General features: G+C 67.6%; 15 protein-coding genes and 1 pseudogene. 7 read left to right on the top strand and 9 right to left on the bottom strand.

Going from position 1 to position 25,346, the window contains the following annotated elements:
• Positions 1 to 3: 3 nt before the first annotated feature.
• The 3 genes from B5V46_RS08895 to B5V46_RS08885 all read left to right on the top strand — a co-directional run bounded on the left by B5V46_RS08895 (position 4) and on the right by B5V46_RS08885 (position 3,188).
• Positions 4 to 1,278, top strand: coding sequence for a PotD/PotF family extracellular solute-binding protein (locus B5V46_RS08895; protein WP_080617994.1), 1,275 nt, complete (start codon positions 4 to 6; stop codon positions 1,276 to 1,278).
• A 160-nt stretch (positions 1,279 to 1,438) separates the two neighbouring features.
• The gene (locus B5V46_RS08890) at positions 1,439 to 2,347 is read left to right on the top strand and encodes an ABC transporter permease (protein ID WP_080616275.1); all 909 of its coding nucleotides are present in this window, start codon (positions 1,439 to 1,441) and stop codon (positions 2,345 to 2,347) included.
• A gap of 1 nt (position 2,348) precedes the next feature.
• Complete coding sequence (locus tag B5V46_RS08885; RefSeq protein WP_080616274.1) at positions 2,349 to 3,188, top strand: ABC transporter permease; 840 nt, start codon at positions 2,349 to 2,351, stop codon at positions 3,186 to 3,188.
• Positions 3,189 to 3,573: 385 nt separating this feature from the next.
• On the opposite strand, the gene B5V46_RS08880 is transcribed toward B5V46_RS08885, so the two are convergent.
• From B5V46_RS08880 to B5V46_RS08855, 6 genes are read right to left on the bottom strand one after another with little or no spacing between them, the layout of a single operon-like run.
• Complete coding sequence (locus B5V46_RS08880; protein WP_080616273.1) at positions 3,574 to 5,448, bottom strand: 4-alpha-glucanotransferase; 1,875 nt, start codon at positions 5,446 to 5,448, stop codon at positions 3,574 to 3,576.
• A complete protein-coding gene (glgX, locus tag B5V46_RS08875; protein ID WP_080616272.1) occupies positions 5,445 to 7,550 on the bottom strand; it encodes a glycogen debranching protein GlgX in 2,106 nt (701 codons plus the stop codon). The genes B5V46_RS08880 and glgX overlap by 4 nt, the downstream gene beginning before the upstream one ends.
• Positions 7,547 to 8,977, bottom strand: coding sequence for a glycogen synthase GlgA (glgA, locus tag B5V46_RS08870; RefSeq protein WP_080616271.1), 1,431 nt, complete (start codon positions 8,975 to 8,977; stop codon positions 7,547 to 7,549). The genes glgX and glgA overlap by 4 nt, the downstream gene beginning before the upstream one ends.
• Positions 8,974 to 10,236 carry a glucose-1-phosphate adenylyltransferase gene (glgC, locus tag B5V46_RS08865; protein WP_080616270.1) on the bottom strand — a complete coding sequence of 421 codons (1,263 nt, stop codon included), beginning with the start codon at positions 10,234 to 10,236 and terminating at the stop codon, positions 8,974 to 8,976. The genes glgA and glgC overlap by 4 nt, the downstream gene beginning before the upstream one ends.
• A gap of 13 nt (positions 10,237 to 10,249) precedes the next feature.
• On the bottom strand, positions 10,250 to 12,463 hold the full coding sequence (glgB, locus tag B5V46_RS08860; protein WP_080616269.1) for a 1,4-alpha-glucan branching protein GlgB: 2,214 nt from the start codon (positions 12,461 to 12,463) through the stop codon (positions 10,250 to 10,252).
• Between the two features lie 43 nt (positions 12,464 to 12,506).
• Positions 12,507 to 14,870 carry a glycogen/starch/alpha-glucan phosphorylase gene (locus B5V46_RS08855; protein WP_231119274.1) on the bottom strand — a complete coding sequence of 788 codons (2,364 nt, stop codon included), beginning with the start codon at positions 14,868 to 14,870 and terminating at the stop codon, positions 12,507 to 12,509.
• 674 nt (positions 14,871 to 15,544) lie between these two features.
• On the opposite strand from B5V46_RS08855, the pseudogene B5V46_RS20825 reads away from it, so the two are divergent.
• The 3 genes and pseudogenes from B5V46_RS20825 (at position 15,545) to B5V46_RS08845 (ending at position 19,190) form a co-directional block, all read left to right on the top strand.
• Positions 15,545 to 16,093, top strand: a pseudogene (locus B5V46_RS20825) (NAD-dependent epimerase/dehydratase family protein).
• On the top strand, positions 16,090 to 16,587 hold the full coding sequence (locus B5V46_RS20820) for an NAD-dependent epimerase/dehydratase family protein (RefSeq protein ID WP_369822827.1): 498 nt from the start codon (positions 16,090 to 16,092) through the stop codon (positions 16,585 to 16,587). The pseudogene B5V46_RS20825 and the gene B5V46_RS20820 overlap by 4 nt, the downstream one beginning before the upstream one ends.
• Positions 16,588 to 16,826: 239 nt before the next feature.
• Entirely contained in the window at positions 16,827 to 19,190 is a 2,364-nt protein-coding gene (locus B5V46_RS08845; protein ID WP_080616267.1) for an ATP-binding protein, read from the top strand.
• 208 nt (positions 19,191 to 19,398) lie between these two features.
• Here B5V46_RS08845 and dinB read toward each other — a convergent pair whose 3' ends face one another.
• Positions 19,399 to 20,559, bottom strand: coding sequence for a DNA polymerase IV (gene dinB, locus B5V46_RS08840; RefSeq protein WP_080616266.1), 1,161 nt, complete (start codon positions 20,557 to 20,559; stop codon positions 19,399 to 19,401).
• 318 nt (positions 20,560 to 20,877) lie between these two features.
• Between dinB and B5V46_RS08835 the strand changes: the two genes are divergently transcribed.
• Positions 20,878 to 22,179, top strand: a complete 1,302-nt coding sequence (locus B5V46_RS08835; protein WP_231119272.1) for a PAS domain-containing methyl-accepting chemotaxis protein — start codon at positions 20,878 to 20,880, stop codon at positions 22,177 to 22,179.
• A gap of 747 nt (positions 22,180 to 22,926) precedes the next feature.
• Here B5V46_RS08835 and B5V46_RS08830 read toward each other — a convergent pair.
• Positions 22,927 to 23,604, bottom strand: a complete 678-nt coding sequence (locus B5V46_RS08830; RefSeq protein ID WP_080616264.1) for an ABC transporter ATP-binding protein — start codon at positions 23,602 to 23,604, stop codon at positions 22,927 to 22,929.
• Positions 23,597 to 24,877, bottom strand: coding sequence for a lipoprotein-releasing ABC transporter permease subunit (locus tag B5V46_RS08825; RefSeq protein WP_080616263.1), 1,281 nt, complete (start codon positions 24,875 to 24,877; stop codon positions 23,597 to 23,599). The genes B5V46_RS08830 and B5V46_RS08825 overlap by 8 nt, the downstream gene beginning before the upstream one ends.
• Positions 24,878 to 25,346: the final 469 nt, after the last annotated feature.

The following is a 25,346-nucleotide window of genomic DNA, read 5'->3' as shown; positions in this document are numbered from 1 at the left end:
GAGATGACAAAAGCCACCGGGACCGGCCTGAACCGGCGCAGCCTGCTGAAGGGCGCCGCCGCGGGCGTTGCGGCCAGCGCCTTTCCGGCGCCGCTGATCTGGGCCCAGAACATCAGGGACGTGACCCTGCGCCAGTTCGGCACCGGCGTGTCGAACATCAACGAAGTGGCGCAGAAGGTGAAGGAGGATCTGGGCTTCACCCTCGAGATGACCGCGCTTGACAGCGACGCCGTCACCCAGCGCGCCGCGACCCAGCCCAAATCCTTCGACATCGCCGATATCGAATACTGGATCTGCAAGAAGGTCTGGCCGACCGGCAACCTGCAGGGCATGGATGTCGCCAGGATCAGGAACTACGACAAGATCGTCGGCATCTTCAAGGATGGCCGGCTGACGCCCGGCGCGACCATCGCCCAGGGCACCTCGCCCCATAGCGTGGGCTTCACCGACGGCCCCGACGGGACCGGCTTCGCCGATCACGAGACCGGCTGGATGACGCTGATCCCGACGATCTACAATGCCGACACGCTGGGCATCCGCCCCGATCTCATCGACCACCCGGTCGAGAGCTGGGCCGAGCTTCTGAACCCCGCCTTCCGGGGCAAGGCCTCGATCCTCGACATCTCGGCCATCGGCATCATGGATGCGGCCATGGTCTGCGAGGCGATGGGCGAGATCACCTATGGCGACAAGGGCAACATGACCCGCGACGAGATCGACCGGACGCTCGCGATCATGACCGAGGCCAAGAAGGCCGGACAGTTCCGCGCCTTCTGGAAGACCTTCGACGAAAGCGTGAACCTGATGGCCTCGGGCGAGGTGGTGATCCAGTCGATGTGGTCGCCCGCCATCGCCGCGGTCAAGTCGCGCGGCATCCCCTGCGTGTACCAGCCGCTGAAGGAAGGCTACCGCGCCTGGGGCGGCGGCATCGGGCTGTCGAGGAACCTCTCGGGGATCGAGCTCGACGCGGCCTACGACTACATCAACTGGTATCTCGACGGCTGGGTCGGCGGCTTTCTGATGCGGCAGGGCTACTATTCGGCCGTTCCGGAAACCTCGAAGGCCTATATGAGCGAGAACGAATGGGGCTACTGGTTCGAGGGCAAGCCCGCGACCGAGGTCATCACCGATCCTTACGGCAAGCCCATGGCACAGCCCGGCGAGACCCGCGATGGCGGCTCTTTCGACGACCGCATGAGCCATATCGCCTGCTGGAACGCGGTCATGGACGAGAACCAGTACATGATCCGCAAGTGGAACGAGTTCATCGCTGCCTGACGGCCAAGTCTTGAGTCAAGTCTTGGGTCGGGGCGAGGAAGCCAGGACCCCCTGACCGACGGGACCGGCGCGGGTTTCCCATCTTCCGTGGCGCCCGGTCCCCGCCCTTCCCCCGGCCCCCCGGGGGAGGGGCTCCATTCCGGAACAGAAGAGAGCGCGCATGGCCGCCCATCCGAAGACCTTTCCCGCCGCCTCGCGGCTTTTGTCCGGCGCGTCTCTGAAGAACCGCCATGTCTCGGGCTGGTTGCTGGCCTCGCCGCTGGGGCTTGTGCTCGCAGTCTTCCTGCTGCTGCCGATCGCGATGATCGTGATCGTCAGCTTCTGGGGCGCGACCGAATTCTCGATCTACCCGGCCTTCCGCTGGGACAATTACGAATTCCTGCTGACCTCGCCCGTGACCTGGAAGGTGTTCCTGAACACCTTCAAATACGCGGCACTGACCTGGGCCTTCACGCTGACCATAGGCTTCACGGTGGCCTATTTCCTGGCCTTCCATGTCCGCTCGCTGACCTGGCAGATCGCGCTGTTTCTTCTGTGCACCATTCCGTTCTGGACCTCGAACATCATCCGGATGATTTCCTGGATCCCGTTTCTGGGGCGCAACGGCATCGCCAATTCGACGCTGATGTCGCTGGGCGTGACCGACCGGCCGATGGACTGGCTGCTTTATTCCGATTTCTCGGTGATCCTGGCCTTCGTCCATCTCTACACGCTGTTCATGGTGGTGCCGATCTTCAACACCATGATGCGGATCGACCGCTCGCTGATCGAGGCGGCCTATGATTCCGGCGCGACCGGGTTCCAGACCCTGACCAATGTCATCATCCCGCTCTGCAAGCCCGGCATCATGATCGGCTCGATCTTCGTGGTGACGCTGGTGATGGGCGATTTCATCACCGTGCGCTTCATGTCGGGCTCGCAATCCGCGAATGTCGGACGCCTGATCTCGAACGACATCGCGCTTCTGCAATACCCTTCGGCCGCCGCCACCGCCGTCATCCTGCTGATCACGGTCTTGCTGGTCATCGGCATCCTGCTGCGCTTCGTCGACATCCGGAAGGAGCTTTGACATGGACCGCCGCCCGCGTTCCTTCTACCTGCTGGCCGCGTTCTTCACGCTGTTCCTGCTGTTTCTCTACGGCCCGACCCTGACCATCGCCATTCTCAGCTTTCAGGGGCCCGAAGGCGGGCTGACCTTCCCGATGCGAGGGGCCTCGCTGCACTGGTTCCGCGATCTCTTCGAGCAGCAGGCGGTGGGCGATATCTGGGGCAGCTTCGGGCGGTCCTTCACGCTGGGGCTGATGGTGATGGGGACGACGATCGTCGTGTCGGTGATGGGGGGGCTTGCCTTCCGCAAGCGCTTTGCCGGGTCGGGGGTGCTGTTCTATCTGGTGGTGACCTCGCTCGTGATCCCGTCGATCCTGGTCTCGCTGGGGGTCGGGCTGATCTTCAGCCAGTCGGGGCTCGACGTCCATTGGGCGACATCGGGCTTCGGTGCGCAGCTGACCTGGACCCTGCCCTTCGGCCTTCTGATCATGTTCGCGGTCTTCAACCGCTTCGACAAGAGCTATGAGGAGGCCGCGCGCGATCAGGGCGCCAGTGCCTGGCAGACCATCCGCCATGTGGTGCTGCCGATCATCGCGCCCTCGCTGATCGGGGTGGCGCTGTTCGGCTTCACGCTGTCCTACGACGAATTCGCCCGGACCCTGCTGACCGCCGGCAGCCACAATACCCTGCCGCTGGAGATCTACGGCATGACCACCAATGTCACGACGCCCGTGATCTTCGCGCTGGGCACGCTGACCACCGCCTTCTCGCTGGTCGTGATCGGCGCCTTCCTCGCCGCAGTCTGGGCGATGAATCGCAGCCGCGCGCGGCAGGGCTCGGATGCCGGCCGGGGGATGGTCTGAGCCCCGTCCGCATTCCATGCCGAAGCACGGGAAAGAAGCACCGGGCATGGCCTTCGCGCAGGAGCTCCCGGAGTGCGCGGCCGCGACGCGGGCGCGGGGCCGAAGCTGCCCCCTTGCCCGAAGAGAGACCGGGACAGGCAGGTTTTCACCCGGCGGAACCTCGCGTTTTCGGGGCGGCCTTCGGCCCGGTGCCAAGGCGGAACTTGGGGCTGATCTCCGCGCGGAGCGGCTGACAGCCCGTCCCGCGCGGGCCCGGCCGAGAGATCCGCCGCTGGCCGCCTCTTGAGGAGGATACAGCCTCCGGCTCTCGGCCGGGGCGATGGATGGCGACGGACCACCGCGCGCCATGTCTCGAAGCTGTGAGGTCCTGTCAAAAGCCGGGGTCTCAGCGCCCGGCGCGCGCCATGACATGAGCCGCGCGCCGGACCGGCTCGCAGTCTGCCAGATCGGCGGCGGCCGGGCCGATCCGGCGGCGCCAGTTCGGATGGCTGTCAACGGTCCCGGGCAGGTTCGCCTGCTCGGTTGCGCCCAGCATGTCCTCGGTCTGAAGCGCGACCAGCCGGGCCGGAGAGGCCGCGAGCGCGGCATGCAGAGCATCGACCCCGACCCCGCCGAGCCGGACGCTGAGCGCCTGGGCCCGGGCCGCGCGCTCGGCCCCGAGCGCCTCGGCCTGCTCGGGCGCAATATGACCCAGCCGCAGATGCCAGTCGATGTCGCGCCCCGCGCCCCAGGCGGCGAAAGGCGGCAGGTCGTGGCTGCCGAAACTGCCCAGAACCGGCTCGGGCCAGTCCGCCATATCGGGGTCGAACATCGCCAGACGGCAGCCCAGAAGCCCGGAAGCCGCCAGATCCTCGCGCAGCCCCTCGGGCACATTGCCCAGATCCTCGCCCACGATCACGGCCCCCGCCCGCGCCGCCTCGATCCGCGCCACCGCCAGCAATGCAGCGCGCGGCATCTTCACATAGCCGCCCGGCGCGCCGCCTTCGGGCACCCAGAAGGTGCGCTCGAAGCCGAGGATATGATCGATCCGCAAAAGCCCGGCAAAGCGCAGCTGGGCCCGCAGGATCTCGGCCAGCGGGCGGAAGCCGCGCGCGGCCAGCGCCCCGGGCCGCATCGGCGCAAGCCCCCAGCTTTGGCCTTGCGGGGCGAAGGCATCGGGCGGCGCCCCAAGCGAGACTCCCCGCGCGAAAAGCCCCGGATCGCCCCCGGTTTCGGCCCAGGTCTCGGCCCCTGCGGGATGGGTGCCGACGGCAAGATCGAGATAGAGCCCCTGCCGCATTCCCGCCGCCGCCCCCGCCTTGCGGATCGCGGCCAGCTGGGTCCCGGCCAGAAGCTGCAGCCAGGCATGGAACGCCACGGCCTCGCCATTGGCCGCCGCGAAGGCCGAAACCGCCGGGCCGTCGCAGATGCGGTAGTCGGCGGGCCAGTCGGGCCAATAGGGGCCGAAGCGGTCCGAAAGCGCCTGATGGCGTGCGAAACGCTCCAGCTCCGGGCCTTCGGCGGCGCGGAACGCGGCCAGCTCGGACAGCGCATCCGCTTGAAGCCCGGCGAAAGCGGCCTTCAGCGCCGCGAGACGCGCGGCGATGGCGGAGGGATAATCGACCAGATCGCCCCCGGGCCGGGCAGCCTCGCCGGGCACCGCAAGATGCGCGACATTGAAGCGGCGCCGGTGCGAGGGCGAATAGGGGCTGATCGCGCGCGGGTCGGCGGGAAAGCCCGCATGGATCGGATTGACGCCGACAAAGCCCGCGCCAAGCCCGGCGAAGCCCTCCAGCGCCTGCCGCAGATCGGCGTAATCGCCGAGCCCGCCGCGCCCGGCATCGCGCAATCCGTAAAGCGGCAGAACGACCCCCCAGCCGCGCGCGGGCAGCGGCAGCGCAGGCGGTGCGGACAGCAAAGTCGCCTCATCAGAACCGACGCTCAGCCGGTGGATCCCGAGCGGCAGCGCGGGCAGCGGATCCTCCGCGCGGCCCTCCAGCACATCGCCGCCTTCAAGCTCGATCCGCCAGTCGGCCGGAACAGTCAGTTCGGGCGCGCAGCCCTCGGGCACGACCAGCCAGTCGGGAAGATGGCGCGCGGACCGGGCGGCCTCGAGCGCGGCCAGCGACGCCGCCGCCTCGATCTCGGTCGCGGCCGCCAGCCCCATCGCCGCCAGCAGCGCCTGCGCCGTCTCGGGCCCGGTCGGCCGATCGGTGCCGGTCAGGTCGCGATAGCCGGGCAGGATCCCCGCAGCCTGGGCAAGGGCAGCAAGGCTGCTCAAACCGGGGGGTCCTCTTCGAGTACGAAGACCGCGACCGCCTCGGCCGACATCTCGAAGCTGCCCGCGACCGGCTCTGGCGCCAGATCGGGACGCGAGCTGTCCAGATGCAGGGCCCAGTGCTGGCCCTCGGGCGCCTCGGGCACCGTCACCCCGACAGCGCCGCCGGCATTGAACACCGCGAAGATCGCGTATTCGAGCGCGCCATAGCGCGGCGTACCCGAGGCAGTGCGGATCTCGACCGCCAGCAGCCGCAGATCGGGATCTTCCCAGTCGGACCGGCACATCGGCTGGCCATCGGCCCGGCGCCAGAACAGATCCTCGATGCCGTCAAGCGCACGCTCGCGCGAATGCAGGAACAGCTTCTGGCGCAGGATCGGATGGGCCTTGCGGAAGGCGACGCATTTCGCGGTGAAGGCCAGAAAGGCCTCGTCGGCACCCTGCCAGTCGACCCAGGCGGTGGCATTGTCCTGGCAATAGGCGTTGTTGTTGCCATGCTGGCTATGGCCGATCTCGTCGCCCGCGAGGATCATCGGCACGCCCTGGCTGAGCAGGAGCGTCGCCATCATGTTGCGCCGTCGCTGCGCGCGGGCGGCGATGATGGCGGGGTCCTGGCTCGGCCCCTCGGCGCCCATATTGTCAGAGTAGTTCGCCGAATGGCCGTCGCGATTATCCTCGCCATTGGCCTCGTTATGCTTGTCGTTGTAGCTGACCGTATCCAGGAGCGTGAAGCCGTCATGGGCGGTCAGCAGGTTCACGCTCGAGGTCGCGGGCCGCCCGGAATGGTCGAATTGCGGCGAGGAGCCCACCAGTCGCGCCGCCAGATCGGGCACCCGCCCCGGATCGCCCCGCCAGAACCGCCGCACGCCGTCGCGGAACTTGTCGTTCCATTCCGAGAAGGGCGGCGGAAAGGCGCCCAGCTGATAACCGCCCGGGCCGATGTCCCAGGGTTCGGCGATCAGCTTGACCCGCGACAGTACCGGGTCCTGCCGCATCGCCTGGAAGATCGCGGCATCGGGGTCGAACCCATCGGGTCCCCGCCCCAGCGTCGCCGCCAGATCGAAGCGGAAGCCGTCGACATGCATGGTCTCGACCCAGTAGCGCAGGCTGTCCAGCACCATCCGCAGCACCATCGGATGGCCGGTATTGAGGGTATTGCCGCAGCCGGTATCGTTGACGTAATAGCGCCGGTCCCCGGCCAGCCGGTAATAGCTGGCATTGTCGATGCCCCGGAAGGACAACGTCGGCCCCATCTCGTTGCCTTCGCAGGTATGGTTGTAGACCACGTCCAGCAGCACCTCGATGCCCGCGGCATGCAGCCGGGCCACCATGCGCTGGAACTCGGTGATGTCGCCGGTCTCCATGTAGCGCGGATCGGGGGCGAAGAAGGCCAGAGTCTGGTAGCCCCAGTAATTGGTCAGCCCCTTCTCGACCAGGAAGCGGTCATTGAGAAAGGCCTGCACCGGCAGAAGCTCGATCGCGGTCACGCCCAGCCCTTGCAGATGCTCCAGCATCGGGTCCGAGCCGAGCGCCCGGAAATGGCCCGGCGCCTGCAGCCGCGGATGGCGGCAGGTCAGGCCCTTGACATGGGCCTCGTAGATCACGGTCTCGGCCATGGGCGTTGCGGGCGGCGCGTCACCGGCCCAGTCGAAGACGGGCGCGGCCACGATCGAGCGCGGCGCATAGGGCGCGCTGTCGCGTTTGTCGAAGCTGAGATCGGCCTGCGCCGCCCCCACCTCATAGCCCATCAGCGCGTCATGCCAGCGCGGATGACCCGAGATCCGCCGGGCATAGGGATCGAGCAGCAGCTTGTTGGGATTGAAGCGGTGGCCCTGGTCGGGGTGATAGGGGCCCGAGATCCGGTAGCCGTAATGCTGGCCCGGCTCGAGCCCGTCGATCCGGCCGTGCCAGACATGATGCGTGCGCTCGGGCAGATCGATATTGGCAAGCTCTGTCTGGCCGGTCTCGTCGAACAGGCACAGCGAGACCCGGCTGGCATGTTCCGAGAAGATCGCGAAGTTGACGCCCTCGCCATCATATCGGGCCCCGAGCGTATCCGGGCAGCCGGCGGCGATGGAGGTGGGGATCGTGGGGGATGGCGTCATGTGGCGGGGACAATCTCTCGGAAGAGGCGCGCATAGGCGGCGGCAGAGCCCTGCCAGCCGACCGGGGCGCGCATGGCGTTGCGCCGGAGCTTGGTGAAGAGGGCGGTATCGGCGTAGAGATCGCAGAGCCGGTCGAGCGCGACCGACAGCGCCTCGGCGGTGACCGGCGCGAACTGGATGCCGGTGGCCACGCCCGCCGCCAGCGCCGCCGGGTTGGCGTCGATCACGGTATCGGCAAGACCGCCGGTGCGGGCGACGACCGGGATGGTGCCATAGCGCAACCCGTAGAGCTGGGTCAGCCCGCAGGGCTCGAAGCGCGACGGCAAGAGGATCGCATCGCCCCCCGCGATCAGCCGGTGCGCGAGCGCCTCGTCATAGCCGATGCGGACCGCGACGCCCTCATGGCGCCGGGCGGCCGAGCGCCAGGCCTGTTCCAGCGGCGGCTCGCCCGAACCCAGAAGCACCAGCCGCCCGCCCCGCGCCACCAGATCGGGCAGCGCCTGCAAGAGCAGATCGAGCCCCTTCTGCCCGGTCAGCCGCGAGACCACGACGCAAAGCGGCCCGGGCCCGTCGTCCAGACCCATTTCCTCGAGAAGCGCCGTGCGCGCCCTGGCCTTGCCGCGGGGCTGCCTGAAGCGCAGCACATGAGGGTCGGTCGCCGGGTCCCAGTCGGCCTCGTCGATGCCGTTCAGGATGCCCAGTACGTCACCCGCCCGCGCCCGGATCACCCCGTCGAGCCCGCCGCCGAATTCGGGCGTGCGCAGCTCGCGCGCATAGGTCGGGCTGACGGTCGTCACCTTCCAGGCATAGACCAGCCCCGCCTTCAGTGCCGAGACCTGGCCATAGTACTCCATGCCGCCGGGATGGAAGGCCCAGCCCGGCAGGCCGAGCGCCGCCATCCGGCTTGACGGCATCAGCCCGTGGAAGGCGATATTGTGCACCGTCATCACCGTCGGCAGATCGACATTGCGCGCCTTGAGATAGAGCGGCACAAGACCGGCCTGCCAGTCATGGCACTGGATCAGCTCGGGGCGCCAGTCGCCCGCGCCCTCAGCGCCGATCTGCGCCCCCATCCAGGACAGCGCACCGAAGCGGATGTCGTTATCGGGCCAGTCGCTGCCGCCGCCGTCGAGATAGGGGCCGCCGGGCCGGTCGTAAAGATGCGCGGCCTCGAGCACGTAAAGCCGCAGATCGCCATGGGTCGCGAAGGAAAGCCGCGCCGGACCGCCGAAGAAATCCTGGCTTTCCCACAGCGTCTCGCCGGTCTCGACCTTTGCCAGCACCGCCGGATAGCCCGGGATCAGCACACGCATCTCGACCCCTTCGGCCTTCAGGGCGCCCGGCAGGGCCCCGGCCACATCGGCAAGCCCGCCGGTCTTGACCAGCGGCACGCATTCCGAGGCGACGGACAGCACGCGCAGGCTCATGCCCCGGCCCTCCGCTCCAGCATCGACTGGGTGATGAGGGTGATGCCGCCCTCGGTCACGCGGAACCATTTCGCATCCTCTTCCGGATCCTCGCCGACGACCAGCCCCGGCGGGATCACGACGCCGCGGTCGATCACCACATTGCTGAGCCGCGCGCGCCGGCCGACCTCGACATAGGGCAGCACCACCGCATGGTCGAGCACGGCGTAGGAATTGGTCCGGACCATGGTGAAGAGCAGCGAATTGCGCACCTCGGTGCCCGAGATGATGCAGCCGCCCGAAATCATCGAGGATACCGCCGAGCCGCGCCGGTTCTCCTCGTCATGGATGAATTTCGCGGGCGGCACCGATTCCGAATAGGTCCAGATCGGCCAGCTCTTGTCCCAGAGATTGAGATCGGGGGTGAAATCGGTCAGATCGATATTGGCCTTCCAGAAGGCGTCGATGGTGCCGACATCGCGCCAGTAGGCGGGCGAATCCGCGCGATCCTTGACGCAGGAAGAGGTGAAGCGATGCGCCATCGCCTTGCCGCCCTTCACGATCTGCGGGATCAGGTCGGAGCCGAAATCATGGCTGGAGCCGGGGTCCCCGGCATCGCGCAGAAGCAGATCGCGCAGGAATTTCCAGTCGAAGACATAGATCCCCATCGAGACCAGGCATTGCCCGGGATCGCCGGGCATCCCGGGCGGGTCCTTCGGCTTCTCGATGAAGTCGACGATCCGGTCGGTCTCGTCCACCTTCATCACCCCGAAGGCCGAGCCCTCCGTGCGCGGCACGGTCAGGCAGCCCACCGTCACCTCGGCGCCGGTTTCGACATGCTGGCGCAGCATGATCTCGTAATCCATCTTGTAGATGTGGTCGCCCGCGAGGATCAGCACGTAATCGACGCCGTAGCTGTCGACGATGTCGATATTCTGGGTCACCGCATCGGCCGTGCCGAGATACCACTGGTTCTCGGCGACACGCTGGCTGGCGGGCAGGATGTCGAGATATTCGTTGCGCTCGGCGCGGAAGAAATTCCAGCCGCGCTGACAGTGGCGGATCAGCGAATGCGCCTTGTACTGGGTCGCGACCGCCATCTTGCGGATGCCGGAATTCAGCGCATTCGACAGCGCGAAGTCGACGATCCGGGTCTTGCCGCCGAAATAGACCGCGGGCTTGGCCCGCATGTCGGTCAGTTCCTTCAGCCGGCTGCCCCGCCCGCCCGCCAGCACGAAAGCCATGCTTCGGCTCGCGAGCCTGCTGTAGCGCGTCTCCATCATCCTCTCCTCGTCAATCCTCACCCGGCATCAGATACAGCACCGACAGCGGCGGCAGGGTCAGCTCGGCCGAGAATGGCAGCCCCTGATGCTCGCGCTCCCCGGCAAGAACGCCGCCCAGATTGCCCCTGTTGCCGCCGCCATAGATCGCCGCGTCGGTATTCATCACCTCGCGCCAGCGCCCGGGCCGCGGCAGCCCCAGCCGGAAGCCCGTCCGTTCCACCGGGGTGAGGTTCGCGACCACCGCCACCGGCGGATCGCCATCGAGTCCCTGCCGGAGCCAGGCATAGACGGACATGTCGGCCGCATTGGCCTCGACCCAGCGGAAGCCCTCGGGCTCGCAATCCCGCACATGGAGCGCGGGCGTCGCCCGGTAGAGCGTGTTGAGATCGCGCACCAGCCGCTGCATGCCGCCATGCCAGTCTGCGCCCAGCACGCCCCAGTCCAGCTCGCCTGCCCTGTCCCATTCGGCACGCTGGGCGAATTCCTGGCCCATGAACAGAAGCTTCTTGCCGGGATGGCCCCACATGAAACCGTAATAGGCGCGCAGGTTGGCGAATTTCTCCCAATCGTTGCCCGGCATCTTCGCCAGCATCGAGCCCTTGCCATGCACGACCTCGTCATGGCTGATCGGCAGGATGAAATTCTCGGAGAAGGCATAGACCAGCCCGAAGGTCATCTGGTGGTGATGGTATCTCCGGTGCACGGGATCATGGGCGATATAGGACAGGGTGTCATTCATCCAGCCCATGTTCCACTTGTAGCCGAAGCCGAGCCCGCCGGCATCGACCGGCCGCGAGACGCCGGGAAAGGAGGTGCTTTCCTCGGCCGCGGTCAGGATGCCCGGCACCTCGCCATAGCAGAGCGCGTTCATCCGCTGCATCATCGCGATGGCTTCGAGATTCTCGCGCCCGCCATGCACGTTGGGGATCCACTCGCCCTCCTTGCGGGAATAGTCGCGGTAGAGCATCGAGGCCACCGCATCGACCCGAAGCCCGTCGACGTGATATTCCTCGAGCCAGTACAGCGCGTTCGAGTAGAGGAAATTGGCGACCTCGGTCCGGCCGTAATTGTAGATCAGGGTATTCCAGTCGTGATGGAAGCCCTCGCGCGGGTCGGCATGTTCGTAGAGCGCGGTGCCGTCGAAGCGGATCAGCCCGTGGGCATCGCTGGGGAAATGCCCCGGCACCCAGTCGAGGATCACCCCCAGCCCCTTGCGATGCGCCGCATCGACCAGATCGCGGAATTCATGCGGCGGCCCGTGCCGCACGGTGGGCGCGAACAGCCCGACCGGCTGATAGCCCCAGGAGCCGTCGAAGGGATGTTCCGAGAGCGGCAGGAATTCGAGATGGGTGAAGCCCATGTCGGCGGCGTAATCGACCAGTTCCTCGGCGGCCTCCCGGTAGGAGAGCGGCCGGTTGCCCTCGGCGCCCCGCCGCCGCCAGGAGCCCAGATGCACCTCGTAGATCGAAATCGGCGCGGTCCGGGCATTGTTGCCCGCCCGGTAGCTCATCCAGGCATCGTCATGCCAGCCATAGCCCCGGATGTCGCGCACCACGCTTGCGGTCTTCGGCGGATGCTCGGCGCCGAACCCCACCGGATCGGCCTTGAGCGGCTGCATGCTGCCATCCGCCCCGAGGATCTCGTATTTGTAGCACTCGCCCTCGCCGATGCCGGGCAGGAAGATCTCCCACACCCCGGTGGCGCCGCGCCGCCGCATCGGGTGCCGGCGCCCGTCCCAGGCATTGAACGGGCCCACGACCGAGACCCGGCGCGCATTCGGCGCCCAGACCGCGAAATGGGTGCCCGCCACGCCCTCATGGCTCCGGACATGGGCGCCCAGCACCTGCCAGATCCGCTGATGGGTGCCCTCGGCAAGCAGATATTCGTCCAGCTCGCCGATGACGGGGCCGAAGCGGTAGGGGTCGTCGAATTCCCAGGCATGGCCGGCACCATCGGTCGCGCGCAGGCGGTAGACATCCTTGCCGGGAACCGCGCCAGTGAACAGATCGGGCGCTTCGGCCCGCCGGGTCAGCGGATGGGCCTTGTCCCCGACCACCGCCTCGAGCGTCGCGGCCCCGGGAAGGAAGGCCGCCACGATCCGGTCGCGGCCGCTGCCATGCGGGCCGAGCACGGCGAATGGGTCGTCATGCCGGCCGGCCTGCAGCAAAAGCGCATCCTGGCGGGAGGGAAACGGATCCTTCGAGGCGGAGCGAGCGAAATTCATGCCCCGAAGCCTAAGCCCGCCAGATCCAAATGCAACGCCATCCTCACTCTGCCGCCAGCGGCACCGTGCCCCAGATCTCCTCCATGTAGCCCCGGATCGTGCGGTCCGACGAGAACCAGCCCGCGCGCGCGGTGTTGCAGGCCGCCATCCGGTGCCAGACCGCCGGATCGGCAAAGGCCGCCTCGGCCCGGCGCTGGGCGTCCCAATAGGCGGTGAAATCCGAGCAGACCAGGAAATAGTCCTGCCCGGTCAGATTTGCGACCACGCCGCGATAGCGGTGCCTGTCGGTGGGCGAGAAGGCGCCCTGGCTGATCGTCGTCAGCGCGCCGCCCAACCGAGGATCGGCCTGAATCGCCTGGCGGGCGTGATCTTGAACCGCGCGCCGCGCCTCGACCTCCTGGGCGGTCATCCCAAACAGGAAGAAGTTGCGCGCGCCCACCCGGTCGCGGATCTCGACATTGGCGCCGTCGAGCGTGCCGATGGTCGGCGCGCCGTTCAGCGCGAATTTCATGTTGCCGGTGCCCGAGGCCTCCTTGCCCGCGGTCGAGATCTGCTCCGACAGATCCGCGGCCGGGATCAGCCGCTCGGCGAGGCTGACATTGTAATTGGGCAGGAACAGCACCTTGAGATAGGGGCTGGTGACCGGATCGGCATTCAGCACCTCGGCCACGTCGTTGATCAGATGGATGATCTCCTTGGCGAAGACATAGCCGGGCGCGGCCTTGCCCGCGAAGATCTTGACCCGCGGCACCCAGCCCGCGCCCGGATTGGCCCGGATCTCCTGCCAGAGCGCAACCGCTTCGAGGATGTTCAGATGCTGGCGCTTGTATTCGTGGATGCGCTTGATCTGGACGTCGAACAGGGCCGCGGGATCGACCCGCACCCCCTGCTCGGCCGCCAGCCAGTCGGAGAAGTCTTCCTTGTTCCGGCGCTTGGCTCTGGCATAGGCGTCGAGAAAGCCGGGATCGGAGATCGAGGCCTCGAGCTGCCCGAGCTGCCCGAGATCGTCGACCCAGCCCTCGCCGATGGTGTCGGTGATCAGCCGGCTGAGGCGCGGGTTGGCCGACAGCAGCCAGCGCCGCGGCGTGACGCCATTGGTCTCGTTGACGATCCGGTCGGGATGCAGCCGGTGCAGCTCGGCGAAGACGGTTTCCTTCATCAGATCGGTATGGAGCGCCGAGACCCCGTTGACCTTGTGCGCCATGGTGAAGGCGATCTCGCCCATCTTCACCTCGCCATTCTCGCGCAGCGTGACCCGGCGGCCGGGCATCTCGGCGGCATGGGCCTCGTCGATCCGCTCGATCAGCTGCATGTGGCGCGGCAGCAGGTGGGTCATCAGATCCTCGGACCAGCGCTCCAGCGCCTCGGGCATCAGCGTGTGGTTGGTATAGCTGAGGCAGCCCCGCGCGGTGGCGATGGCCTCGTCGAGCGCCATGCCGCGCTCGTCATGCAAAAGCCGCACCAGTTCCGGCCCGGCAATCGCCGGATGGGTGTCGTTGAGCTGGATCGCGGCCTTCTTCGGCAGATCGGCCAGCGCGCCACCCTCTTCCTCGAACCGGCGCAGGATGTCGCGGAGCGACGCGGCGGTGAAGAAATATTCCTGCTTCAGCCGCAATTCCTTGCCCGGCCCGGTGGTGTCATCGGGATAAAGCACCCGGCTGATGGTGCGGGCCAGGGCCTCGGGTTCGGCCGCGGCCGCGTATTCGCCGCGATTGAAGCGCGCCAGATCGAAGCCGTGTAGCGGCTGCGCCGACCAGAGCCTGAGCGTATTGGCCCAGCGCCCCTTCCAGCCGATGATCGGCGTGTCGAAGGCCGCCGCGATCACCGCCTCGGCCCCGGTCCAGACCGCGCGCCCGTCCTTCCGGGTGACCTCTCCGCCGAAGCGGATCTCCTGGGCCACGTCGCGCCGCTCGAATTCCCAGGCATGGAACTGGCTCAGCCAGTCCTCGGGCTCCTCGACCTGGCGGCCGTCCTGGAAGGACTGCCGGAACAGGCCGTTCTCGTAGCGGATGCCATAGCCGAAAGCCGGGCAACCGATGGTCGCGAGCGATTCCATGAAACAGGCAGCCAGCCGCCCGAGCCCGCCATTGCCAAGCGCGGCATCGGGCTCGTTCTGGATCACCGCGTCGAAGTCCAGCCCCAGATCGGCCAGCGCGGTCCCGACCTGCTCTTCGAGGCGCAGGTTGACGATGGCGTCTTCCAGCAGGCGGCCGATCAGGAATTCCATCGACAGGTAATAGACCCGCTTGGGCCGGGCTGCCCGGGTCGCCCGATTGGCTGCGAACCATCGGTCGACCAGCCGGTCGCGTACCGCCAGTGACAACGCGATCCGCCAGTCGTGCAGGGTGGCATGGTCGGGATCGGTGCCAAGCTCGTAGGCGAGATGGCGCAGGATGGAATCGCGCATATCGGCGGCGGTCAAGGAAGAGGCCTCCATCTTTGGAATTGTCGGAATGTGGTGCTGCCGCGATATGGAAGGAAAAGGGCCTCCGCTTCAAGCGAGAGTTCGTTCGGAAGCTTCAAATGCCCTGTTCCGCGCCAGGGCGGTCGGCCTGCGTCCCTTTTCCGGGCACTGTCCGAAACGCCCCAAAGCCCTGCCCGGTGCGGACCCGGCGCCGGATCGGGGCAGGAACGAAGCTGCCGGGAACAAACGCATCGCCCGGTGCCCCCCCTCCGGCTCTGCCGGAGAGGGGATGGCATAGAGGGGGCGATACCGGCGGATCGCGGCCGGACAGGACGGCCTGCCCCGGTTACAGAGTTCCAGAATACACCTATAGCTTGTTTTTTATTGATATTTATTTTAAACTGCATTCCGCTGTTACACAGTCTGAGGCAAGGCGCAGCCGGGATCCGGTCATGTCCAGACCGGTCCTGGGGCGGATCGGACCAAGCCTTTCCGGCCGTCGGCCCGAACTGTGATATGCCGCGTTTCTCAGGTTTCTGGCTCCAGTATCTGGCACCGCGTTTGGTGCCGTGTTTGGTTCTGCCGGCTGGCTCTCCGCCCGCCGGCCCCGACACTGATGTCCGCCGCATCGCTGCGGGCAGGCCGTATCCAGCAACCTCAGGACAGGCAGCATTCCCTTGACGCATTTCCCGAAACGCATCCTCGTCACCGGCGGCGCCGGGTTCATCGGCTCGCATCTCTGCAGGGCGCTGCTGGCCAGGGGCCATGCGGTGACCTGACTCGACAATTTCTCGACCGGGCGCGAGAGCAATATCGCCGCCCTGCTCGGCCAGCCCGGTTTCACGCTCCTGCGCCATGACGCGGCGCGGCCGCTGGAACGCGATGTCGACGAGATCTACAATCTGGCCTGTCCCGCCTCGCCCGCCCAATACGGCCGCGATCCGGTCCAGACCGTCAAGACCTCGGTGATCGGCATATCGAACCTGCTCGAGCTTGCCCGGAAGGGCGGCGCGCGGCTCGTGCAATGCTCGACCTCCGAGGTCTATGGCGATCCGCAGGTCCATCCCCGGACCGAGGAATACCGGGGGCATGTCAACCCGATCGGGCCGCGAGCCTGCTATGACGAGGGCAAGCGCTGCGCCGAGACGCTGATCTTCGATTTCCGGCGGCGCTACGGTGTTTCGGTCAAGGTGGCGCTGCTGTTCAACGTCTACGGACCGGCATGAGCCCGGATGACGGCCGCGTGGTGTCGAAGAATTTCGCGATGCAGGCGCCGACCGGCGCACCGCTCACCGTTTATGGCGACGGCAGCCAGACCCGCTCCTTCTGCTATGTCTCGGACATGGTCGAGGCGCTGATCCAGCTGATGGCGACACCGCCCGAGGTCACCGGGCCGCTCAACCTGGGCAATCCCGCCGAGATGCGGGTGCTCGACCTCGCCCGGACCGCGCAGAGGCTGACCGGCGCGCGCTCGCCGCTGGTGTTTCATCCGCTGCACTGTGACGACCCGTTACAGCGCAGACCCGACATCACCCGGGCCCGCGCGGTGCTGGGCTGGTCGCCCGCAATCGGCCTTGAGGCCGGGCTGCGCGCCACGCTGGCCCGTTTCGCGGCCGAGGGCCTTGCCCCTGCGCCGGATGCCCCCCCCGGTTCCGCCTGCTCTGCCCGCCGCGCCTCTGGAAATCGGTCTGGCCATGGGCTGAGCGCAGTCGCCATGTGACGCCGCCCCAGCCCCTGCCCCGGCGCCCGTCCGGGACGTCCCGGGTGCTTCACGCAGGATACGAAACAACGCCGATCACGGAACGCCGATCGTCCGGCAGACAGAAACGGGGCGGCCGACCGTCGCCCCGGATCGCCAGAGCCCGGGCGGAATTCCTTAAAATTGACGCAAACATGCGATGATCTCGGGAGCAGTGAGGCCGTCTCCTGCGGCCTTGCCGCCCTGCCGAGGACGACCGCATGCCCGCCGACCAGCCGCTCCGCCGCCCCGCCCTTGCCGCCGTCCTGCTGCTGGGACGGCGCCTGCCGCCGCGTTGCGTGTTCGAGACGCTCGCCGCGGCGGCCGCGCTGGCGATTCTGGTGAGTGCCATCGTTGTGCTCGCCTTCGACATCCAGGACCGCGAGGCCCACCTGCACGATATCACGGCCGAGACGGCGCAATCCCAGCTGACCCGTCTCGAGATCGAACATGCCGAGCTGCATACCGCGCTTTATCTGACGGAACGGGGGGGGATGCCGCTCGACCGGCTGCGGCACGATTTCGCCGATTTCAGCGCGCAGGTGAAGGCGGTGACCGAGACCGCCCCCTTCGGAGAGCTTTTGCGCCGTTCGGGGCTCGAAGGGCAGGCTGGCCGCATCACCGATGCGCTGCGCGAGATGGCCAACGCCTTCGCCGGGTCCGACGCGCGCCTGCGGGCGCAGTTGCCCGAGCTGTCGCGGACCGTCGACGCGATCGAACCCGATGTGCGGCGCTATTCGGCCGCGGGCGCGGATCTGATGGTCGAGTCGCATCTGAACGGGCATGCCCATGTCGAGCGGCTCGAAACCCTGCTGGCGCTGATCGGTCTGGCGGTGATCGTGCTGCTGCTGGCGGGGGTGGCGGCGCTGGCCCGGCTGAACCACCGGATGCGAAGCCGCAGCCGCACGCTCCGCGCGACCACCTCGCGGCTGAATGCCGTCGTCACCACAGCGCTCGACGCGGTGATCGTGACCGACGAGGCCGGAACCGTGCTGGAATACAATGCCGCCGCCGAAGCCATCTTCGGCTATGACCGTGACGAGGTGCTCGGCCGCCCGCTTGAAGAGACCCTGGTGCCCGCCGCGCTGCGGGCGGACCATCCGGAGGTCATGGCGCGCTATCGCGACGCGATCCGGCAGGGCAGAGACGCGACCGGCCGCTTCGAACTGCCCGCGCAGCGCAAATCGGGCGCCCGCTTTCCCGCGGAAATCTCGTTCGGCCCCGCCGTGACCGAGGAAGGGACGGTCTTAGTGACCTTCCTGCGCGACATCTCCGAGCGCAAGCGTGTCGAAACCGAGCTGACCGCCGCCCGCGACCGGGCACTGGCCGGCGAGAAGGCCAAGGCACGGCTGCTGGCGGTGATGAGCCACGAGATGCGCACGCCGCTCAACGGGCTGCTCGGCACCATGGAGCTGTTGCAGCGCAGCGGTCTGGACGACGCCCAGCGCCAGTATCTCGACATCATGTCCTGCTCGGGCGAGATCCTGCTGCACCATGTCGAGGACGTGCTGGAAGTCTCGCGCATAGATGCCGGGCGCTCGGAAACCCGGATCACCGATTTCGACCTGCCCGCGAAGCTCAAGCGTCTGGTGGCGCTGCATCAGCCGCTGGCCGCCGAGCGCGACACCCGGCTCGGGCTCGAAATCGGCGCCGGTCTCGGCCCGGCCGGTCTCGGCATTGTAAGGGGCGACTCGCAGCGACTGCGTCAGATCGTGATCAACCTGATCTCGAACGCGGTCAAGTTCACCCAGGGTGGCCGGGTCACGGTCTCGGCGATGCGCCCCGCGCGCGACATGGTCGAGATCCGGGTTGCCGATACCGGCATCGGCATCGCTCCCGAGGACCAGCCGCGGATCTTCGACGAGTTCTTCATCGCCGATGCGACCTACAAGCGCGAGACGGGCGGCACCGGGCTGGGACTGGCCATCGTCGCCCGTCAGGTGAAACTGCTCGGCGGCAGGATCGAGGTCTCCAGCGAACCGGGCCAGGGCAGCACCTTCACCGTGACCCTGCCGCTTCCCAAGGCCGCGGCGACCGCCGAGCCCGGCGCAACGCCCCAGGCCGCCCCTGCCCCGGAGCCGGCCCCGGCCCCGGTCCGATGTCTCGACGTGCTGGTGGTCGAGGACAACCGCGTCAACCGCTTCATCGCGCGGCGCCTGCTCGAAGGGCTCGGTCACCGCGTCACCGAGGCCGTCGACGGGCTCGACGGGGTCGAAGCCGCCGCCGCCCGGGCCTTCGATGTCATCCTGATGGATATCAGCATGCCCCGTCTCGACGGGGTCGAGGCGGCCCGGCGCATCCGCGCGACCAACGACTGCCCGCCCCGGATCGTGGCGATGACCGCCCATGCCCTTCCCGAGGATCTCGCCCGTTTCCGCGCCGCCGGAATGGCGGATGTGGCGTTGAAACCGGTCTCGGGCGCACGGCTGACGGAAATTCTGGTCGACATACCGGGCAAGGCACCAGTCGAGCCGCCGAGTGACGTTCCGGACATTCGGGCGGAGGACGAGACTGGCTCTGCCGCGGCGCTTTCAGGTCAGGGGTGGCACAGCCAGGCCGAGCACCGCCGCAGCGCCGCTGGCTGACAGCGCCGAGCCGGCAGCCAGCGGCGGATCCATATTATATGTGCCCCGGGCCAAACCGGACAGGCCCGGGACCGGCCGGGGGCGTTGAGACCCCGGCAGGAAAGGCCCGCCCGCCTTCACCGGCAGAGCCTGACCGAAGGTCGGAGCCGCCTGAGGGCCGACGCGCGCGCCCCACAGCGCTGTCGCCGGGCCCGCCCGGGCGGGCCGCTCAGCCGCCCCCCGGGCCGGCCTCGTCGAACAGGTCGAGCTGTCTCGCGGCGGCGCCCTCCGTCCTGTGCACAAGCCCCGAAAGCGTGATCCCAAGCAGCCGCACCGGACGCGGAAAGGGATGAAGACCGGCCAGAAGCTGCCGTGCCACCTCCAGCATTTCATGGGTCTCTGTCAGCGGCCGGGACAGCGTGCGCCGCCGGGTGATCTGCTCGAAATCCGTGAACCGGACCTTCAGCGTCACCGTCCGCCCCGCCAGCCCCTTCTCGGCGCAGGGGCCGGACAGCTTGGCCGCCAGCCGCTCCAGCACCTCGGTCGCGGCCTCCAGCGCGCTCAGATCCTGCGACAGCGTGGTCTCGGCCCCGATTGACTTGCGCGGCCGGTCGGGCCGGACGGGACGCGGATCGATCCCCCGCGAGATGGCATGGTAATGCGCGGCCGAGGACCCGAAATGCGCCTGCAGGAAGGCGAGGCTCCTTGCCCTCAGATCGGCCCCGCTGCGGATGCCGAGCCGGTGCATCTTCGCCTCGGTCACCGGCCCGACCCCGTGGAACCGTCCGACCGGCAGCCCGGCCACGAAGGCCCCGGCGCGGCGCGGCGGGATCACCGTCAGACCGTCGGGCTTGTTCTGATCCGAGGCGAGCTTGGCGAGAAACTTGTTGTAGCTCACCCCGGCCGAGGCGGTCAGCCCGGTCGTTGCATGGATCCGGGCCCGGATCTCTTCCGCGATCGCGCTGGCCGGCCGGCCGCCGGCGCAGGCAAGGCTGACGTCGAGATAGGCCTCGTCCAGCGACAGCGGCTCGACGAGCTCTGTATAATCCGCGAAAATCGCGTGAATCTCGGCCGAGATCCCGCGATAGACATCGAAACGGGGCGGCACGAAGATCAGCTCGGGACATTTGCGCAGCGCCGTCACCGACGGCATCGCCGAGCGCACCCCGAATTCCCGCGCTTCGTAACTCGCCGCCGCCACGACGCCGCGCGAGCGACCATGCCCGACCGCAACCGGCCGACCGCGAAGCTCGGGCCGGTCGCGCTGTTCGACCGAGGCGAAAAAGGCGTCCATGTCGACATGGAGGATGCGCCGCGGCGGGGCGCTCTCCGAAGCGTCCGGCCCCTGTCCGGCCCCCGCCACGCTCTGCCGGCTGTCGCCGCCACACATCCCGCCAACCTCCCGGAGCCCGCCGCATCGGCGCAGGGAACGAGAGGCGGCATGCCTGCCCGCCCATGCACAGCGCCCCGATCATAGCCCGTCGCAAGGCCGGTCTCAACGCCGCCTCCGGCCCGGACCGGTCGCGGCAACCGGGTCCGCCCAATGGGCAGTTCTCTTAACCGGATTTTGAAGAACTTCTCACTATAGAGGCAAAAGGACGTAAGGTCAGCCTGCTTCCCATTACCCCGGAGAGAAGTCATCGCCATGTTCGGACGGCCCAGGAAATCTGCAGCAGAGAAAGAGGCGCATGCGATCGCGGAAGTCTTCATGTCGGTGATCGACCGGACCCAGGCGACGATTCAATTCGCGCCGGACGGCACCATCCTGACCGCGAATGCCAATTTCCTCGATGTGCTCGGCTACGCCCTGGATGAAGTCGTGGGCAAGCACCATTCGATGTTCGTCGATCCGGCCTATGTCAAGACCGAGGCCTATCGCAATTTCTGGAAGGCTCTGGCCGACGGCAAGTCGTTCACCGACCAGTTTCCACGCCTCCACAAGAATGGGCAGGTTGTCTGGATCCAGGCCACCTATGCGGCCCATGTCGACGAGACCGGCCGGACCACCCGGGTGCTCAAGATCGCCACCGACATCACCGAGCGTCAGCACGGGATCGAGGCCATCGCCAAAGGGCTCGAACATCTGCAGCAACGCGATCTGTCCCATCGCGTCCCGATCTCGAAACTCCCCGATCTCGCCATTCTCGGCAAGGCCTACAACACCGCCGTCGCGCAGCTGTCCTCCGCGATGTCGGCGGTCAAGTCCCTCTCGGGCAAGGTCGAACGCACCGCCAAGGAGGTTGGCGATGCCTCCTCGCATCTGTCCCAGCGCACCGAAACCCAGGCGGCGACGCTGGAACAGACCGCCGCCGCGATCGAGGAACTGACCGCAAGCGCCCGCTCGGCCGCGACATTGGCCAAGGAAGTCGAGGCATCGGCCAGCAACGCCCAGAATACCGCCGAGGCGGGCGGCAAGATCGTCGAGGACGCGGTCGGCGCGATGTCGAATATCGAAGCCTCCTCGCGCAAGATCGGCCAGATCCTGGGCGTCATCGACGATATCGCCTTCCAGACCAATCTGCTGGCCCTGAACGCCGGGGTCGAGGCGGCCCGTGCCGGCGATGCCGGCCGGGGCTTTGCCGTGGTCGCCTCCGAGGTGCGCGCCCTGGCCCAGCGTGCCAGCGACGCGGCCGGTGAAATCAAGGGGCTGGTCCATGAAAGCTCGGCAAGCGTCAAGCAGGGGGTCGGGCTGGTCAGCAGCGCGGGCGATCAGTTGCAGAAGATCATCTCGGCCGTGGCCGGGATTTACAGCCATATCGGCCAGATCGCGACAGGCGTCTCCGATCAGTCCTTCACCCTGAACGAGATCAATACCGGCGTCTCGCAGCTCGATACGGTCACCCAGCAGAACGCGGCCATGGTCGAGCAGTCGACCGCCGCCAGCCAGGTCCTCGCCAGCGACGCCCAAGATCTCGGCCGGCAGGTCGAGCTCTTCCACACCGAAGAGGACGGCTCCTCTCAGGGGCGCTTCGGTGCCTCCGGCCATCGTCAGAACCGGCCCGCCGCCTGAGCCCGGACCGCGTCCCGTCGAACAGTAACACCGTCATCCGCTCCTTCCATCGCACAGTCTCGGGACACGCGCCTTGCGAGCCTCAAGCGAGCGTGGCCTCGCGGACCACGCGACAGGTGGCAGTGGACCTCTCCTTCCGCCCACTCGGTCATGCAGGCCAGGCTCGACCGAACCGGCCAGATTGAGGCGTACATTGTCAATCATGATGACGTCGCGATCCGACCCCGGCTGAGCGAGCTTGGTGAAGCCCCTGGCGAACATGCCCATGCCGGAGCAGCGGCCGCCCCGGTAGCAGAACAATCTGCGGCAGCCCATACATGGCGGGCGGGTCCTGCCGCTGTAACCCGTTTCAGGAAATGGACCCGATCTGACCCCGGCGGTCATACAGACGGGTCTTGCCTTGAAATTGCGGGTGTCTGGAGGATCAGAAGACAGTCCGGGCGACTGTTATTCCGACAAACGGCCGAAGCCGTTCGATATGTGCCTCGCTCAACCAGAAAGGCCCGCTCCTTATGCCCTCGCTGCCCGGGCAGCCTGAAACAGGCAGGCGATGCAGTCTCAAACAGGTTTATCGGTCCTGACCTCCGGCAGCCCTGGCCACTATCGCCCAGGCAAGAAGACCCACTCAGGCGGCACTGCCTTGCCCCCCTGACCGCAAGCCTCGGAAATCTGTCAGAGGGGGCGGTAGCCTCATGGCATGGCCGTTATCCGGGCGTCCGCAGCCCCTCCTCTCCGAGAGCTTCCGCGTCAGACCAGCCGCCCGGCCTCCAAATGCAGGGTCCGGTCCATGCGCGCGGCAAGGTCGAGATTATGCGTGGCGATCAGGGCCGCAAGACCGGTGTCGCGCACCAGTTCCATGAGCGCCGAGAAAACGGTCTCGGAGGTCCCGGGATCGAGGTTGCCGGTCGGCTCGTCGGCCAGCAGGAGCCGCGGCCGGTTGGCCAGTGCCCGGCAGAAGGCCACGCGCTGCTGCTCGCCGCCCGACAGCGCGGCCGGCCGGTGCCCGGCGCGAGGCGCGATACCGACCCGGGTCAGGAGATCCATCGCCCGCGCCTCGGCCGCCGCCCGCGACGTCCCGGCGGCGAGTTGCGGCAACAGGATGTTCTCGAGGGCCGTAAATTCCGGCAGCAGATGGTGAAACTGGTAGACGAAGCCGATATCGGCGCGGCGTGCCGCCGTCCGGCGGCGGTCGCTCTGGCCGGTCATGTCGGCCCCGGCGATCCGTACCGCCCCGCTATCGGGCGTGTCGAGCAGCCCCGCGATATGCAGAAGCGTCGATTTGCCAGCCCCCGACGGCGCGACCAGCGCCACCACCTCGCCGGGCACGACCCTCAGCGAGGCGCCCCGCAACACCATGACCTCTCCGGGCAGGCCCCGGTTGTAGCATTTCTCGACCGCCTCGAGGCTCAGCACGGGATCACTCATAGCGCAGCGCCTCGACCGGGTTCATCCGGGCCGCGCGGCGGGCCGGAAACAGGGTGATGACAAAGGACAAGCCCAGCGACAGGATCACCGCGGACAGCACATCCTTGAGTTCCAGCTTGGCGGGCAGATTGTAGATGCCCCGGATCGAGGGGTCCCAGACGCCCCCGCCCGCCACGTAATTCACGAAGGAGAAGATCGGGTCGATATAGATCGCGAAGAGACAGCCCAGCACCACCCCGAAGGCGGTGCCGATCAGCCCGACCGAAGCGCCGCAGATGAAGAACACCCTGAGAATAGAGCCCTCGGACAGCCCCATGGTGCGCAGGATGCCGATGTCGCGGCCCTTGTTCTTGACCAGCATGATCAGCCCCGAGACGATGTTCATGGTCGCGATCAGAACGAGGATCGAGAGGATGATGAACATCACGTTATCCTCGACATCGAGCGCGCGCAGGAACGAGCCCGAGGCGTCGCGCCAGCTCCAGATCAGCGCCCGCTCGCCCGCCGCGCGCAGAAGCGCAGGCGTCAGGGCGTCGACATGTTCGGGATCCGCGACCATCACCTCGAATTCATCGGCCACGCCCTCGCGGTTGAAATAGCTCTGGGCCTCGGCGAAAGGCATGTAGACCCGGGTGCGGTCGATATCGTAGCGCCCGGCGGTGAAGATATAGGTGACCTTGTAGGCGTTGACCCGAGGCGAGGTACCGAAGGGCGTCTTGACCCCGTCGGGCGAGATCAGCCGGATCCGGTCGCCGATGCCGACCCCCAGCTCGCGCGCCACGCCCGAGCCGATGGCGATGCCCTCGCCGAACCGCTCGAGCGATCCCGCCCGCGCCTCTGGATGGGCGATGCGCGGGATCGTGGCCAGATCGGCGGGCGCGATGCCGAAGACCTCGACGCCCGCGGTGCCACCTGGGGCGGCCGCCATCACCTGGCCCTTGATCAGCGGTGCGACCCGGGTCACGCCGGGCACCGCGCGCAACTTATCGGCGATGGGCTCGTAGTCAGAGATGGTCCGGCTCCGCACACCGGCGGCGTTGACCTCGCTTGCGGCATAGACCGTGACATGGGCATTGGCGCCGAGGATGGTGTCGACGAATTCCTCGCGAAAGCCCGAACGCACGGCCAGCGTCGCGATCAGCGCGAAGACCGCAAGCGTGATGCCCGCGAGGCTGATCCAGGTCATGGTACTGACCCCGCCCTCGGCCTTGCGGGCGCGCAGATAGCGCCAGGCGATCATCCATTCGAAACGGGAGAAGGGGACGGCGGTCATGGGATCTCCGGTCGCTGTGCCGGGCGCAAAGAGCAGGATTTGCGGATCGGGGTCAAGGGCAGGCCGGATCGCCCGCGCTTTCGTGAAGGCGGGACAGGCGGAGACCCTGGCGGGCCCGTTCGGGTCGAAGACGCGTTCTGACCCCGCCAGCAATCAGGCCAGACCGTCCATGCCAATGCGAGCCGGTGCATCCGAAGCGCCGCGCGTGATCCCGAAAATTGCCTCCTGTGATTGCGGCCCCGGTCGGCTGGACGCCATCCCGCAGGAGCCGAGCCCCCTTTCACGGATGGGGCGGCGCTGCGCGGAAGACCGGCGAGATCGGGGGATGAACGGCGAGCCGACAGCGCCCCCTTGCCGGGACGGGCGCTCGAGGCCAACGGCCTTCCCCTGTGCGCCTGTCTGCCAATGAAGGCCATCCCTTGGTACGATGCCCCGGCCAACCGGCCCGCGCGGGTTCTGAAGGAAAGCG

The organism is Rhodovulum sp. MB263, assembly GCF_002073975.1.
Classification (GTDB): Bacteria; Pseudomonadota; Alphaproteobacteria; order Rhodobacterales; family Rhodobacteraceae; genus Rhodovulum.
Note: the sequence above shows the minus strand (reverse complement) of the source record. Positions and strands in the feature narration are given on the sequence as shown.